This is a genomic window from Specibacter sp. NPDC078692 (genome assembly GCF_040686835.1).
In the GTDB taxonomy this organism is placed as follows: Bacteria; Actinomycetota; Actinomycetes; order Actinomycetales; family Micrococcaceae; genus Specibacter.
The window spans coordinates 12,210-27,259 of the sequence record NZ_JBFBLV010000010.1; the positions used below are offsets into that span (position 1 = coordinate 12,210).

The window sequence follows — 15,050 nt, forward strand, 5'->3', positions numbered from 1 at the left end:
AATTCGGAAGGGCCCCACGGCGTTTTAAGCATCTACCAGTTTCCATAGGCCTGCAGGCTCATAGGACCGCAGCAAATTAGGCCTGCAGCAGGGGACCAAATGCCGAACGGTCCTCTTGACGGGGATCTTCCCTGTCCCGGACCACCATGACCGGACCCTTGGCGTGGTGCCGCACCCCGTCCGTGGTGGAGCCGAGCATCATTCCGGCAAAGCCGCCGCGGCCACGGGTTCCCATGACCACCAGTTCCGTGGTTTCCGTGGCCTTCACGAGAGCTTCAACGGCAGAGCCTTCCAGCAGATTGACCTCAATGGGCAGCTTCGGAAAGTGATTGCGCAACCACTTTTCACCGGCGTCCAACTGTTCCTGAATTTCAGCAAACAAGGCGTCTCGGTCCACCGGAGCGGGCATCCACGCCAACGATCCGGTGTACGGCTGGACGGCGCAGATGATCCGCAGCATGCAGCCGGTGCGCTCTGCCTGTTCAGCTGCGACGAGAACCGCGTACCGGGCCTGGTCCGAACCATCGACGCCCACGGTGATAACTTTTTCCAGCTCAACACTGGTTTTAGCTGTTCCTGGCTCTAGCTCTTCTTCCAACCGTGGGGCACAGCTCAGGGGCACCGTAACGGTGGGACATTTTGCGTGGGCCGGCAGGGCGGAGCTAACACTACCCAGAAGCCTGCCAATGAAACCGCCACGCCCGCGTGAACCAAAGACCAACAGTTCAGCGGTTTCACTCAGGTCCAGCAGCACGCCTGCGGCGTCGCCATTTTCAACCCGGGCATCCATCTCAATGTCTAGGTGGGCTACCTTGGCAGCCGATTCGCGAAGGACAGCCTCGGCACCTTGGCGAATGACGTCATCGTCAACAGTTGCATAGCCGCCATCCAGGCCTGAGGCGGCGAAGATAGGGACGGTGTAGGCGGTGACAAGATGCAGCGGAACTTTGCGCAATTTGGCTTGCCGGGCAGCCCAGATCAGGGCGCAGTTGCTCTGCTGGGAGCCGTCGATCCCGACCACAATCCCTGTCGGTGCGGGGATGGGCTGGTGCGCTGCGCCTTGCGGTGATTGCTCTTGACTGGTCATCGTGCGCCTCCTAGTTCATACGTACAGGAGAGACAAAGAATCATCGTTTGCCTCACCGTCGCGGCCTGTACTTGTGACTATTGCGGGTTCAGTGATGCACGTCAAGTTGCGGTGCGGCGAGCGCCGAAGATGACATCATCTGCCATCTATACATCTGGCCGCGCACATGTGACAGAGTGGGCATTACTCGCGAGTAGGAGGGTGGTTAACCATGTTGAAACTGCTTGAATCGGCGGTAGCGCGCGGTCTGCGCGGTGAGCCGGAGGCAGATTCCGGCACCCAGAATGCTCTCTGGGCGCAGGCTGATGTTGCCTGCGCCGAGTTGTCGGCGCCCTTAGCTGTTGTGGATGTTCCCGCGCTATCCCTGAACGCCGGCTCCCTGCTGCGTCGCGCTGCGGGCAAGCCTATCCGGGTGGCCAGCAAATCCATCCGCAGTAAAGAGATTTTGCGAGCCGTACTGGCCCAGCCAGGCTTTGCCGGGATCCTCGGATTTACCCTGCCGGAGGCGTTGTGGCTCGCCGCAGATCCCTCTGACGCTTTCACCGACATTGTGGTGGCCTACCCAACTTCCGACGCCGCAGCCCTGCTCGCCCTCGCGGCCAATCCCCAAGCCTGCGCCCGCATCACACTGATGGTGGATTCCACTGAGCAACTGGACTGGATGGTGGCAACGCTGGCAGACCTGCACCCAGTACTCCCGCTCCGCCTCTGCCTGGATCTGGATGCTTCTTGGCGGCCCAAGGTCGCAGGGCGAGCCCTGGGGCACATTGGCGTGTACCGCTCGCCCGTGCGGACCGGCGCCGATGCCATCAGCCTGGCACTGGCGATCGCCGGCCACCGTGCTGGCGGCGCCCAGCTCTTCCGACTCGTGGGCATCATGGCCTATGAGGCCCAAATTGCTGGCCTGCAGGACACCCCACACACGGGCAACAAGGTGGCAGATGTGGCCAAGTCGCAGCTCCTCCAACAAATCCAGCGTTCGTCCATGGCCGAGATCATGGACCGCCGCGCCACCGTTGTCGCTGCTGTACGCAATGTGTACGATCTCGAGTTCGTCAACGGCGGCGGCACCGGAAGCCTGGAACTGACCGCCGGCGATCCTTCCGTGACAGAGCTGGCAGCCGGGTCGGGACTCTTCGGCCCCACCCTCTTCGATGGCTATTCGCGCTTCACCCCAGCCCACGCCGTCGGATTTGCCGTGCCTGTGGTCAGGCGCCCGGCACCGGACATGGTGACCGTTCTGGGCGGAGGCTGGATTGCCTCCGGTCCCGCAGGCCCTGACCGCTCCCCCGTGGCCGTCTACCCGGCCGGGTTGTCGCTCGTGGGCACAGAGGGCGCCGGTGAAGTTCAGACACCTCTGCGCGGGGCAGCGGCCGCCACGTTGAGCCTGGGTGAGAAGGTGTGGTTCCGGCACGCAAAGTCTGGGGAGATCTGTGAGCATGTTGACGCTCTTGAGATGCTCGACGGCGGCCAAAGGGTGGGCAGGGCGCTCACCTATCGCGGGGAAGGGAAAACGTTCGTATGAGTGAGTGGCGGAATTGGGCCGGGGACCAGCGCTGCCGACCCAGCACCGTGGCCCTGCCCAGCACGGTGGCCGAGGTCTCGGCCCTAGTCATGGCTGCGGCCAAAAGCGGTGTCACCATCAAAGCTGTGGGTTCCGGGCACAGTTTTAACGATATTGCCCTGACCTCTGGCGTCCAGCTGCGCCTCGACGGCATCAGCGGACTGCTGCGGGTTGACAGGGAGGCGAAACTGGCCACCGTGGCAGGCGGCACCCGGCTGCACGAGATCCCTGCTCTGTTGGCACCGTATGGGCTCGCCATGGAGAATTTGGGTGACATTGACCAGCAATCCATTTCCGGCGCCATCTCCACTGGTACTCATGGCACCGGCCTGAAGTTTGGCGGCATTGCCACCCAGGTCCGGGCCCTGACGATTGTCACCGGGACAGGTGAACTCAAGCGCTGTTCCGCCACCGAGAATCCAGATTTGTTCGCGGTGGCCCGGGTGGGGCTTGGCGCACTTGGAATCATTGTTGAAGTCACCTTGGCTTGTGTGGACTCCTTCATGCTCCATGCCGTGGAAAGGCCGGAGCCGCTTCCAGCCGTTCTGGAGTCACTCGCCGAACGCAACGCCACCCGCGACCACTTTGAGTTCTATTGGTTTCCGCACACCGAGCTGGCCCTGACCAAGACCAATACCCGCTATCCACCAGGCGGGCTGCCGCAGGGGGTGGGCTCCTTGTCCCCGGCCTCGCGTTTGGTGGATGACGTGTTGGTCTCCAACACGGCGTTCTCGGCCCTGTGCAATTTTTCTGCGAAGGTACCCTCGGCGATCCCCGGGATCAACAAGATGGCCGCCAAACTGACAGGCAACAGGGAGTTTGGCGATGCCTCACACAAGGTGTTTGCCACGCAACGGACGGTGCGTTTCAGGGAGATGGAGTACGCCGTGCCACTGGCACAAATCCCAACGGTACTGGCTGAGCTCGAGGCCATGATCGCCCGCCGCGGCCTGCAGATTTCCTTCCCTGTGGAGGTTCGCAGTGCGGCGGCAGATGACATAGCGCTATCCACGGCCAATCACCGCGACAGTGGCTACATCGCCATCCACCAGCACGTAAAATCCTCGCCCTTCGAGTACTTCCGAGCCGCCGAAGAAATCTTCCGAGCACACTCGGGCAGACCGCACTGGGGCAAGTGGCATTTCCTCCAATCGAAGGACTTTATAGAGCTCTACCCAGATCTAGAAAAGTTCTGTAGTGTTCGGGATGTTCTGGATCCCAAAAAGGTGTTTCGCAACGCCTATTTAGATCGAGTGCTGCCCTGATTTTAGGCCTCAAGTTTCAGGACGAGCCCTAGACGTTTCATCGTTTCAACCGCCCTTCGGCGCAGCCCTACTTGGCCTGTGCCGCCCGTGAATTCTCCTACCGTTCGAGGAGGCATTTGCCATGATGGCTGCGATAAAAACTGCCCTGCCCCGGGCCATGACAATGCCGGGTCAAACCGCCGGCGCAGCTACCACAAACGCGGTTGCTCCGCGGGGAACCACCGCTGAAAGTACCACCACCGTAGTGATTGGTTCTGGATTCTCTGCTCTAGCCATTGCAACCGAGCTCAACAGGCAGGGAGTTGAGACCATTGTGGTGGACAGCTCCGTCCCTCTGAAACACTCCGCTACGCCGCCCACCACAGGTGGCATCAGCTTGGCTGCCTTGAACGAACGTAGCGAGATCGTTCGGCTTCTGGAGCACTATGCCCGGCGCCATGAGATGGATATCCGCCCGGCAACTCAGGCCCTGGATTTCACCCACCACAACGGCGACGAGATGGCCCAGCGTCAATGGCGGATACTGACAACTTCGGGCACCCTCACCGCTCACAGCATTGTCTTTACTCGGGGTGCGCTAAGCCAGTTGCGCAAAGTTCTGCATGGTGCAGGTGTCACCACCGCCACCGAGGTCCGCACGGGTATGCATGCTCTTGGCCTTTACCTCGTGGGCGTGGGCGATCTTGCCCTGCCCACCACCCAGGAAATCTTGCATCAGGCCAAGCGGGCCAGCCAGTCCATTTCTGCCCGCATTGCCGCACTGGAACCGGGTTCCTTGGCCGCGACCGCCTGAGCTTTCACACAACAACTCACACATCAAATAGGCCAGCGGCAAGCCTCGGGGCTGGCCACTGGCCTATACGTTGAGAATTTATTGTGGCAAAACTAGTCCTCGCTCGAAAGCCGGCGCCGGGCAACAACCACCATGGCCACCACCACGCCGAGCAGCACAACCACCAGCCCAACAATGCTCCACGGCACCGCTGAGCTATCCGGAACGGGTTCCGCTTGTGGTTCCGGCTGGGCCTGGACGGACACAACCGGTCCAGCTCCTGCACCCGCGCCTGTGCTCGCAGCCGAGCCGGATCCGGCAGCGGTCGCCGTAAAGCTAAACGTTCCCTCGATGGGGTGGGAATCGGAAGACACCAAACGCCACTGCACCGTGTATTTGCCTGCCGGAGCTCCCGAACGCAGCGCCTGAGTGGCCGCCTTATCCAGAACCTGCACATCACCAGAAGCCCAGTTAGTGCCAGCCTCATCGAGCACCAGGATTTGGGAGCCAATCACGGCCGGGGTGTTGCTCAGGGTAATCTGAATTTCAGCCGGAACGGTAGCCACAGTAGAACCATCAGACGGGGACGTTTCTGTCACGGCATCGTGAGCAAAAGCTGCCGTGGCCGTGCCGAAGAAAACAAGCAAAAGCGCCAATATACCCGCCAAAGAGCGGCGCAGCAGTTTTTTTGATGTCATGTTCGTCTCATCCACACGGTGGCTGACGGGAGAAATCACAGCAGATCGTCCTTAAATCGTTGGGGAATGCCACCTCACGCTATCCCACCATTATGGGAGTTTGCCCAACAAGGGCGGCACACAGGCGCGGAATCGACGCTACGGTGCGGGCCGGCGTCGTACTTCCTGGCATGGCAGAAATTCAGCTGCTCCACTATCTTGCAGCACCGCATGACCAGCTAGTATTTCCTCGAATAACTTAATTTCATATCACTTTGCCCGGAGGGCTCTTTACATGGCTACCAAAACGGATGTCAGGCTGTCAGCGGTCGACAAATATTTCAAGATCACTGAGCGCGGCTCAAACTACTCGCGGGAGATCCGCGGCGGTTTCGCCACGTTCTTCGCGATGAGCTACATCGTGGTGCTCAACCCGCTGATCCTCGGCGGCGCCGACTCCACCGGTGAAGTGCTGGGTCTGGAACGCGTTGCCGCAGTGACAGCATTCGTGGCCGGTATTTTGACCATCCTCATGGGCGCCTGGGCCAAACACCCCTTCGCGCTGGCCGCCGGCTTGGGCGTCAACGCGTTCATCGCCGTCACCGTTGCCACCAACCCGGGCCTGACCTGGCCTGACGTTATGGGCTTGGTGGTCCTCTCCGGTATCACCATGTTCATTCTGGTGCTGACAGGCTTCCGCACAGCCGTTTTCCGGGCTGTTCCGGAGGGACTGAAGACGGCCATTGTGGTGGGCATCGGCATGTTCATTGCGCTGATCGGTCTGGTCAACGCCGGCTTTGTGCGTCGCATCCCCGACGTTGCCGGCACCACAGTTCCCGTTGGTCTGGGCTTTGACGGCAAGCTCATGGGCTGGCCCACGTTGGTGTTCCTGGTCGGCTTGATCCTGACCATCGGCTTGGTGGTGCGCAAGGTCAAGGGCGCCATTCTGATCGGAATCCTCATCTCCACTGTGCTGGCCAACATCCTTGAGATGACGCTGCACATTGGCCCGTCCTTCGACGGCACCACCAACAACCCGCAGGGCTGGTCATTGGTTTCCCCGCAGCTCTCAGCCTGGTCCTGGCCCGATCTGTCCCTGATCGGCCATGTCAACCTCTTCGGTGCGTTCTCCAAACTCGGCGCCCTGGCTGCTGTGCTGCTGGCCTTTGTGATCTTGCTGAGCATCTTCTTTGACGCCATGGGCACCATGGTTGGCCTGGCCGCAGAGGCTGGCACCATGGACAAGGACGGCAATATCCCCGACGTGGACAAGGTCCTGCTCGTAGATGCCTTTGGTGCCATCGCCGGCGGTGGCGCAGCCGCATCCTCCAACCAGATCTACGTAGAATCCGGCGCCGGCATTGGCGAAGGCGCCCGTACGGGTCTGGCCTCGATCGTCACCGGTTTGCTCCTGCTGCTAGCCATGTTCGCCACCCCGCTGATCAAGCTGGTCCCCTTCGAAGCCGTGGCCCCCGCCCTTGTAGTGGTTGGTTTCATGATGGTCTCCCAGGTGGGCAAGATCGACTGGTCCGACTGGGGCATCGGCATCCCGGCCTTCCTGACCTTCACGCTCATGCCGTTCACGTACTCGATCGCCAACGGCCTCGGCGCCGGCTTCATCGCGTTCGTGTTGATCCGCCTGTTCCAGGGCCGCGCGAAGGAAGTCCACCCCTTGATGTGGGCCGTGGCCGCAGCGTTCATGCTGTTCTTCGGCATCGGCGTCATTGAGGACATGTTCGGGGTCAACTAACCCGCCTCCTCCCCCGCTCCATCTCATCGAAAGGTGAGCCGCGCACAGTGTTTTCCTTGAACATTGAGCACGGCTCACCTTTCGATCTTTTTTCTGCCATGCCAGACGCTGCATTTGCTCCCGGGCTGGCATTGTGCGCCCCGGTGCTGTTCGCTGGAACCATGACCTTTTCTTCATTTGCCGTTGATGTGCCGCCCACCCCGTGGACTGGAAGGAACGACGGCGACTCCCCCGCCCACCGCCGTTGGTGGCAGTCGGTGCCCACCACAGCCGCACCCGCCCAGGATGCTTCCTTGGATGCCGCACTTCCCGGCCCGGCCGCGCTCATCGGCTTCCGTTCCGACGCCGGCGTAGCCCGCAACCTGGGGCGTACCGGCGCAGCCACTGGCCCGGCCGCGATCCGCGCCGCACTGGGCTCACTCGCCTACCACGGCACCCGTTCAGTGACCGATGCCGGGGACATGGTGGTCATTGGCGACGCGCTGGAGGAGGGCCAGACCCGCTTGGGCGCTGCCGTCACCGCCATGCTCGACGACGGACACCTCACCGTGGTCTTGGGCGGGGGCCACGAAACCGCGTTTGCCAGCTATCTGGGTGTGGCTGGCACCGCTGCGGTAGCCAACGGTGCACGGCTGGGTGTGCTGAACCTGGACGCCCACTTTGACCTGCGCGATGCTCCGGCGCCCAGCTCGGGCACACCGTTTCTGCAGATGGCCCGGGCCGAAGCCGCCGCTGGCCGGGAACTCAATTACGCCGTCGTCGGCATCAGTGAACCGAACAATACGGGGGCTCTCTTCGATACGGCAGACGATCTAGACGTGAAATATCTGCTGGATGAGGACTGTTCGGCCGAGCGTACAGAGGCGTTCGTGGCGTCATTCCTGGAGACCGTGGACATCGTGTACCTGACCATTGACCTTGACGTGCTGCCATCCGCCGTGGCCCCCGGCGTCAGCGCCCCCGCGGCCTACGGGGTGCCGCTGCCAGTCATCACCGCTGTGTGCCGCCAAGTGGCCGCGAGCGGAAAACTCTTCCACTTCGACGTCGCCGAACTGAACCCCGAGTTCGACATCGACAACCGCACAGCCAAAGTAGCGGCCCGCCTGATCGACACCCTGCTGCGCTAAGGCGACTCCCCACCAAGAAATGCGCCCGTCCCCCATAAATGCGCCCGGTAGACGGGGCGCATTTATGGGGGACGGGCGCGAAAATTGGCCGGGGCCGCCGGCTACTAGTGGACCTCGGCCGCGACTTCGTCTTCCAGATCGTGACCGCCTTGGAACTGGGTCATGTACAGCTTGTAGTAGGCGCCGCGGCGCTTGAGCAGTTCCTCGTGGTTGCCGTGTTCGACGATGTCGCCGTCTTCCATGACCAGGATGGTGTGGGCGTCGCGAATAGTGGAGAGCCGGTGGGCGATGACGAATGAGGTCCGGTCCGTGCGCAGTGCCGCCATGGCGTGCTGGACCAGCAGCTCCGTGCGGGTGTCCACCGAGGACGTGGCCTCGTCTAGGATCAGCAGTGATGGCTTCGCGATGAAGGCGCGGGCAATCGTGAGCAGCTGGCGTTCGCCGGCCGAGACGGTGCCCCCGTCGGCGTCGATCACGGTGTCATAGCCGTCGGACAGCTGCCGGACGAACCTGTCCACCATGGTGGCCTCGGCTGCGGCCACGATTTCTTCGTCCGTGGCGTCGAGCCGTCCGTAGCGGATGTTTTCCCGGATGGTGCCCTCGAACAGCCACGCATCCTGCAGCACCATACCCACCTGGGCTCGCACCTGCTCGCGGGACAGCTCACGGGTGTCCACACCGTCGAGCATGATCCGCCCACCGGTGAGCTCATAGAAGCGCATCACGAGGTTCACCAGTGTGGTCTTTCCGGCGCCGGTGGGACCAACAATGGCCACTGTCTGGCCCGGTTGCACCGTGAAGGAGACGTCGCGGATCAGCGGGGTTTCCGGCGCGTAACTGAAGGAGACGTTTTCAAAGCGCACGTGCCCGTCGGTCTGTGCGGGCAGCAGCGCCGAATCGCTTTCCTCTTCCTGCTCCTCGGCGTCGAGGATCTCAAAGGTCCGCTCGGCTGAGGCCACGCCGGATTGGATCATGTTGGCAATGCCGGCCATCTCGCCAATGGGTTGGGAGAACTCGCGCGAGTACTGGATGAACGCGGTGGCATCACCGAGTGTCATGCCGCCCGTTGCCACACGCAGCCCGCCAACGACGGCGACCAGCACGTAGGAGAGGTAGGAGACGAACTGCATGGCTGGCATGATCATCCCGGAGACAAACTGTGCTCCGAAGGAGGCCTTGAACAGGTGCTCGTTGCGCTCGTCGAACTCGGCCAGCATTTCCTCGTCGCGGCCGTAGGCGCGGACCAGTTCGAGGCCGGAGAACGTCTCCTCAATGTGCCCGTTGAGGGAGCCGGTGTGCTTCCACTGGGCGGCGAAGAGCTTCTGCGAGCGGGAGCCAATGACACCGGCGATGATGGCAGAGAGCGGCAGGGCAATCAGCGCAATCAGCGCTAGCTGCCAGGAAACGATGAACATCATGACACCGATGCCAATGACCGTCAGGGCAGACTGGACCAGTTGCGAAAAGGCCTGCTGCAGCGCTGCCTGGATGTTGTCGACGTCGTTGGTCACCCGGGACATCAAGTCCCCGCGTTGCCGGGTGTCAAAGTAACCCAGCGGCAGTCTGTTGAGCTTGCGTTCAATGTCCTCACGCAGGCGGAACACCACACGCATCACGAGGGCGTTGAGCAGAAATCCCTGCAGCCACATCAGTGTTGAGGCCACCATATACAGGGCCAGCACAATGATGATGAGCCGGCTCAGTTCCACAAAGTCGATGCCAGCTCCGGGCACCAGATTGGTCTTGGCGAGCATGTCCGCCATTTGGTTGTTGCCCTCGGCACGCATCCCCGCCACGATCGTCTCGAGAGGCACTCCGGAGGGCAGCTGCGAGCCAATCACACCGTTGAAGATAACATCCATGGCCCGGCCCAGAATCTTGGGCGCGATCACCGTGAGCACCACTGAGGCTGCCACCAAGGCAATAACCGCTGAGAACATGAGCCGCTCCGGGCGCAACAGCCCTACGAGCCGCTTCACCGACGGCCAGAAGTGCTCGGCCTTCTTGGCCGGCGTGCCGCCAAACATATCCCCATCGGCCTCGCTGGGCTGGTATTCCGGGACCAGCTCTTCGTCCAGCGCGTCTGGCTCGGGCGCCTGCTCCAAGGACTTCGTGTCCTTTGCTTTGCGCGCCATCAGGAAACTCCTTCAATGCTGAGCTGAGATTCAACAATCTCGCGGTACGTTTCATTACTCTCGAGCAGTTCTTCGTGGCTGCCAGCGCCCACTATTTCGCCGCCGTCGAGCACAATGATGTGATCGGCCTCCCGGATTGTGGAGATGCGCTGAGCCACAATGATCATGGTGGCCCCGGTTGTGGCGCCATGCAGGGATTCACGCAGCCTCTGGTCGGTGGCCACATCGAGCGCCGAGAAGGAATCATCGAACAGGTAAATGCGGGGGCGGGCCGCTAGCGCACGGGCGATGCACAACCGCTGCCGTTGCCCTCCGGAGACGTTGGTGCCGCCCTGGGCGATAGGTGAGGCCAGCTGTTTGGGCTTCTCCTCCACAAAGTCCTTGGCCTGGGCCACCCGCAGGGCCTCCCACAGCTCGGAATCGTCCGCGTCGGGGCGGCCAAACTTCAGGTTGGACGCCACAGATCCAGAGAACAGGTACGGCTTCTGCGGCACCAGGCCCACCAATTCCGCCAACTGCTTGCGGCTGAGCTCGCTGACGTCCACGCCACCAATGCGCACCGAACCGTCCTGCGGATCAAAAAGGCGGGGTATGAGGTTCAACAACGTGGACTTGCCGGAACCGGTGGAGCCGACAATCGCCGTCGTTTTTCCCGCCTCAGCGGTAAACGAAACGTTATTCAGAACGGGCCGCTCGGCCCCTGGATAGCCAAAGGACACCGATGAAAATTCGACGGCGTGAGTCACCGGGAGCTCTCGAGCCGAGGGCACGGTCAGGCTCGGCTCGGCCGTGAGCACGTCATCGAGGCGTTCTGCGGAGATGGCAGCGCGGGGAATCATCATGACCATGAAGACGCCCATCATGACGGCGACCAGGATTTGCAGCAGGTATTGCAGGAACGCGGTGAGCGAACCCACCTGCATGGATCCGGAGTCGACCCGGTGCCCACCAAACCACAGCACGGCGGCGGTGGCCAGGTGCAGGATCATCATGATGACGGGGAACATGAGCACAAACAAGTTGCCCACACGCACCGAAACACGGGTCAGGTTCAAGTTGGCTTCGCGGTAGCGCTGCGCCTCAAACTTCTCGCGAACAAAGGCACGGATGACGCGGATGCCGGTGATCTGTTCACGCAGTACGCCATTGACGGTATCGATCCGGTCCTGCATTTCGCGGAACAGCGGCAGCAACTTGACCACCAGGAAGCCCACCACAATGAACAACAGCGGCACGGACACCCACAGCAGCCACGACAAGCCCACATCCTCGCGCAGGGCCATGATGATCCCGCCAATGCACATGATGGGCGTGGAAACCATAAAGTTCAACGCCATGAGCACCAGCATCTGGACTTGCTGGACATCATTGGTATTGCGCGTGATCAGCGTGGCCGTGCCAAAGCGGCTCACATCCAGGGCGCCGAGGGCATTGACCCGATAGTAGACCTCACGGCGCAGGTCCCGGCCAATGGCCATGGCCGTGCGGGCACCGAAATAAATGCCGCCAATGGCCGAAATTACCTGGACAAAGCACACCACGATCATGGTGACGCCGGTTGACCAAATGAAGTCGGTGTCGCCCTTGGAGATGCCCTGATCAATGATCTGGGCATTGAGGCTGGGTAGGTACAGTGCCGCGATGGTGGAAATGAGTTGCAGCACCAGCACGGCCACAACCCAAGCCCAGTATGGTTTTGCGTGGTGGATGGCCAGACGGAAGAGTTTCAAGAAAAGATTCCATTCGAATATACGTTTGAATCACAACGTACCAAACATTAAACACCGCAGGGCTTGGACTGTGGAGAGTAATCGAAGGGGAATTTTTACAGGGGCGGGCGCCGCTCCGCCAGATCGATGTGACACTTAACGTTGATATTTTGCCGCCGCAACATCAACGTTTAGAGGCAACTCGATGAGCGGCAGGACTAGAACCGCGCGAGCACGGGCTAGTTAAGCGGGCCGGTGGCTGTCTCTGCGGCGTCGCGGATGGCGCCAGAGCCCACCAGACGGTCCGCTTCTTCAAGTTCCGGCGAGAGGAAACGGTCGCTGCCCGGGCCGGGAACCGTGGCACGAAGCAGCTCAATCACAGCGGCGCCGGCCGGGCCGGGGACCAGTACGCCGTCGGACATGGATGCGCGCATATCGATGGCGCGGGTGGCCGTGACGAGCTCAATGGCGAGGACGCGGCGCAGATTTTCTACGGACTTACGCAGCTTCCTGGCGGCGTGCCAGCCCATGGAGACGTGGTCCTCTTGCATGGCAGAGCTGGGGATGGAATCCACGGAAGCGGGGACGGCCAGGCGCTTGGAATCGGAGACCAGACCGGCCTGCGTGTACTGGGCAATCATGAGACCTGAGTCCACGCCGGGATCGCCGGCCAGGAACGCAGGCAGGCCGTGTGAGCGGGCGGGATCCAGCATGCGGTCGGTGCGGCGCTCGGCGATGGAGGCGACGTCGGCTGAGATGATCGCGAGGAAGTCCAGCACGTAGGCCACCGGGGCGCCGTGGAAGTTGCCATTGGAGGACACCCGGCCATCCGGGAGCACCACGGGGTTGTCGATCGCGGCGGCAAGTTCGCGGGTGGCCACCATGAGCGCATGGTCCACGGTGTCGCGGGCGGCGCCGGCCACCTGCGGGGCGCAGCGCAGCGAGTAGGCGTCCTGCACACGGGAATCGCCCACCCGGTGTGAGGCCACGATCGGCGAATTGGCCAGCACGGCCAGCATGTTCTCGGCACTGGCGGCCTGCCCGGGATGGGGGCGCAGTTCCATGTGCAGCTCGGGCACAAATACCTGGTCGGTACCCAGCAGGCCCTCGACGCTGAGAGCGGCGGTGATGTCCGCCGTCGTGAGCAAAAGCCGCAGATCAGCGATGGCCATGAGCAGCATTCCGAGCATGCCATCGGTGCCGTTGACCAGCGCCAGGCCTTCCTTTTCAGCCAACTCCACCGGAGTGATGCCAGCTTCGGCGAGCAACTCCGGGACGGGACGGATGACGCCGTCGGGCCCTGCCGCCTCACCCTCGCCCATGAGCACCAGGGCGCAATGCGAGAGCGGTGCCAGATCCCCCGAGCAGCCGAGCGAGCCGAATTCGCGGACCACGGGCGTGATGCCGGCGTTGAGCACGTCCACCATGGTTTGCAGGACCACCGGGCGCACGCCGGTCCGGCCGCTGGCCAGAGTTTTGGCGCGCAGGAACATCAGCGCGCGCACCACCTCGCGTTCCACGGCCGGCCCCATGCCTGCAGAGTGGCTGCGGATGAGCGATTTTTGCAGCTGCGTGCGCATCTCCGCCGGAATATGGCGGTTTGCCAGCGCCCCGAAGCCCGTGGAAATACCGTAGGCGGGCGTCTCGGAGTGCGCCAACTTCTCAATATGTTCCCTGACGCGTTCGACGCCGGCCAGAGCCTGCGCACTGATCATCACCTTGGCATTGTGGCGGGCCACGGCGATGACGTCCTCGGGTGTGACCCCGGTTGCGGAGAGGGTGACTTCTTGGGGCTGGGCGGCAGTCATGGCGGATCCTTAAGTTGAGGCAATCTTGATCCCCACTATTCCCCCTATCCGCAAGGAAATCAGCGCTATTCAGCTCGGGGTATCCGGGATTCCAGACATGCCACCGCGGCTTCGGACTACTCCCGGCGCACCCCGAGCAGCCTGGCCCGCCGCCCGCCGGCCGCGCCCGCCGGCCCAGCAGCGAGTTAACCCTCGCGGCGGCCGTAAATCCTTGTGGAAAGCTCCCCGGCCACCTTGGCGACGCGCTCAGCCAACTTGATCCGCTGCTCTACCGGCACTTTTTCGTCCAGGAATGTCACGGCGACAGCAGCAACCGGCCAGCCGAGGTGATCGGTCACGGCAGCCGCAACCGAGCCGAATCCGTCACTGACTTCCCCACTCTCAGTGGAGTAGCCGCGAATCCGCACCTGATCCAAGTGACCGGACAAGGTGGAGTACTTGATGATGGGGTTTGGCACCTCGGTCAGCGAGCTGAACGCGGCCGCATTGGGATAGAGTGCCCGGACCTGTGATTTAGGTAGGGCCGCCAGAATTGCCCGACCGCTGGCTGTGAGGTGACTGGGCAACCGCACCCCTACGTCGGTCACCAGAGACGGTCTGTTCTTGGCCCGCTCCTCCACAATGTACAAAACATCGCGCCCATGCAGGACGGCCAGGTGCGCGCTTTCGCCAATCTTGTCCACGAGCGAAGCAAGCAGTGGGCGGCCCAACCGGGACAGCGGCTCCTGCCGAGAGTAGGCACTACTGAGCTCAAAGGCTGCGACGCCAAGCCCGTAGCGCTGCTCTTCATGCAGGTGCATGACAAAGCCGCTTTGCTCCATGACACCGAGCAGGTGGTAGACGCTGGAGCGGGGCAGCTCCAAAGTGGTGGCAATGGTGGAGGCTGCCAGGGGTCCGCGCTTGGATGAAAGCAGCTTCAGAATGCGCAAAGTGTTCTCTGCGGCCGGTACCTTGGAGGGTTTGCGGTCGTTGGTTGTCATGGTCCCCTCATCATTGGCTCAAATCGCCATAGTTCTTTGCACAATATAGAATATTGGCGTCTGAAATCCCAGATTCTCGGGATTAATCGGGCACTTTCAGCCTAAAATTCGGCAAATTGGTGACCATCGCCACCTCCTTTGCCTTAACAGTGTCGTAGCCCACTTGCTGTGCTACG

Annotated in this window: 11 protein-coding genes; 5 read left to right on the top strand and 6 right to left on the bottom strand. The window is 62.0% G+C overall.

Annotation, left to right across the window (positions count from 1 at the left end):
- Positions 1-76 precede the first annotated feature (76 nt).
- Positions 77-1,087: a universal stress protein gene (locus tag AB0O97_RS09045; RefSeq protein WP_363842510.1), complete on the bottom strand. Its 1,011-nt coding sequence runs from the start codon at positions 1,085-1,087 to the stop codon at positions 77-79.
- Between the two features lie 211 nt (positions 1,088-1,298).
- Between AB0O97_RS09045 and AB0O97_RS09050 the strand changes: the two genes are divergently transcribed.
- From AB0O97_RS09050 to AB0O97_RS09060, 3 genes are all read left to right on the top strand, one after another.
- Positions 1,299-2,612 (top strand): amino acid deaminase/aldolase, encoded by a 1,314-nt coding sequence (locus AB0O97_RS09050; protein ID WP_363842507.1) that lies wholly within the window; start codon positions 1,299-1,301, stop codon positions 2,610-2,612.
- Entirely contained in the window at positions 2,609-3,916 is a 1,308-nt protein-coding gene (locus AB0O97_RS09055) for a D-arabinono-1,4-lactone oxidase (RefSeq protein ID WP_363881859.1), read from the top strand. The genes AB0O97_RS09050 and AB0O97_RS09055 overlap by 4 nt, the downstream gene beginning before the upstream one ends.
- A 121-nt stretch (positions 3,917-4,037) precedes the next feature.
- Positions 4,038-4,709 carry an FAD-binding protein gene (locus AB0O97_RS09060; protein WP_363842501.1) on the top strand — a complete coding sequence of 224 codons (672 nt, stop codon included), beginning with the start codon at positions 4,038-4,040 and terminating at the stop codon, positions 4,707-4,709.
- Between the two features lie 92 nt (positions 4,710-4,801).
- On the opposite strand, the gene AB0O97_RS09065 is transcribed toward AB0O97_RS09060, so the two are convergent.
- Positions 4,802-5,386 (bottom strand): copper resistance CopC family protein, encoded by a 585-nt coding sequence (locus AB0O97_RS09065; RefSeq protein WP_363842498.1) that lies wholly within the window; start codon positions 5,384-5,386, stop codon positions 4,802-4,804.
- A gap of 274 nt (positions 5,387-5,660) precedes the next feature.
- Here AB0O97_RS09065 and AB0O97_RS09070 point away from each other — a divergent pair, with 274 nt between their 5' ends.
- Together AB0O97_RS09070 and hutG are read left to right on the top strand one after the other, a co-directional pair.
- On the top strand, positions 5,661-7,115 hold the full coding sequence (locus AB0O97_RS09070) for an NCS2 family permease (RefSeq protein WP_363842496.1): 1,455 nt from the start codon (positions 5,661-5,663) through the stop codon (positions 7,113-7,115).
- A gap of 161 nt (positions 7,116-7,276) precedes the next feature.
- Positions 7,277-8,242: a formimidoylglutamase gene (gene hutG, locus AB0O97_RS09075; RefSeq protein ID WP_363882010.1), complete on the top strand. Its 966-nt coding sequence runs from the start codon at positions 7,277-7,279 to the stop codon at positions 8,240-8,242.
- Between the two features lie 104 nt (positions 8,243-8,346).
- Here the strand turns inward: hutG and AB0O97_RS09080 are convergent, their stop codons facing one another.
- The 4 genes from AB0O97_RS09080 to AB0O97_RS09095 form a co-directional block, all read right to left on the bottom strand.
- A complete protein-coding gene (locus AB0O97_RS09080) occupies positions 8,347-10,377 on the bottom strand; it encodes an ABC transporter ATP-binding protein (protein WP_363881861.1) in 2,031 nt (676 codons plus the stop codon).
- Complete coding sequence (locus tag AB0O97_RS09085; protein ID WP_363881862.1) at positions 10,377-12,107, bottom strand: ABC transporter ATP-binding protein; 1,731 nt, start codon at positions 12,105-12,107, stop codon at positions 10,377-10,379. Before AB0O97_RS09085 ends, AB0O97_RS09080 begins: the two co-directional genes overlap by 1 nt.
- A 218-nt stretch (positions 12,108-12,325) precedes the next feature.
- On the bottom strand, positions 12,326-13,894 hold the full coding sequence (hutH, locus tag AB0O97_RS09090; protein ID WP_363881864.1) for a histidine ammonia-lyase: 1,569 nt from the start codon (positions 13,892-13,894) through the stop codon (positions 12,326-12,328).
- Between the two features lie 185 nt (positions 13,895-14,079).
- A complete protein-coding gene (locus tag AB0O97_RS09095; RefSeq protein WP_363842484.1) occupies positions 14,080-14,874 on the bottom strand; it encodes an IclR family transcriptional regulator in 795 nt (264 codons plus the stop codon).
- Between the last annotated feature and the right edge of the window lie 176 nt (positions 14,875-15,050).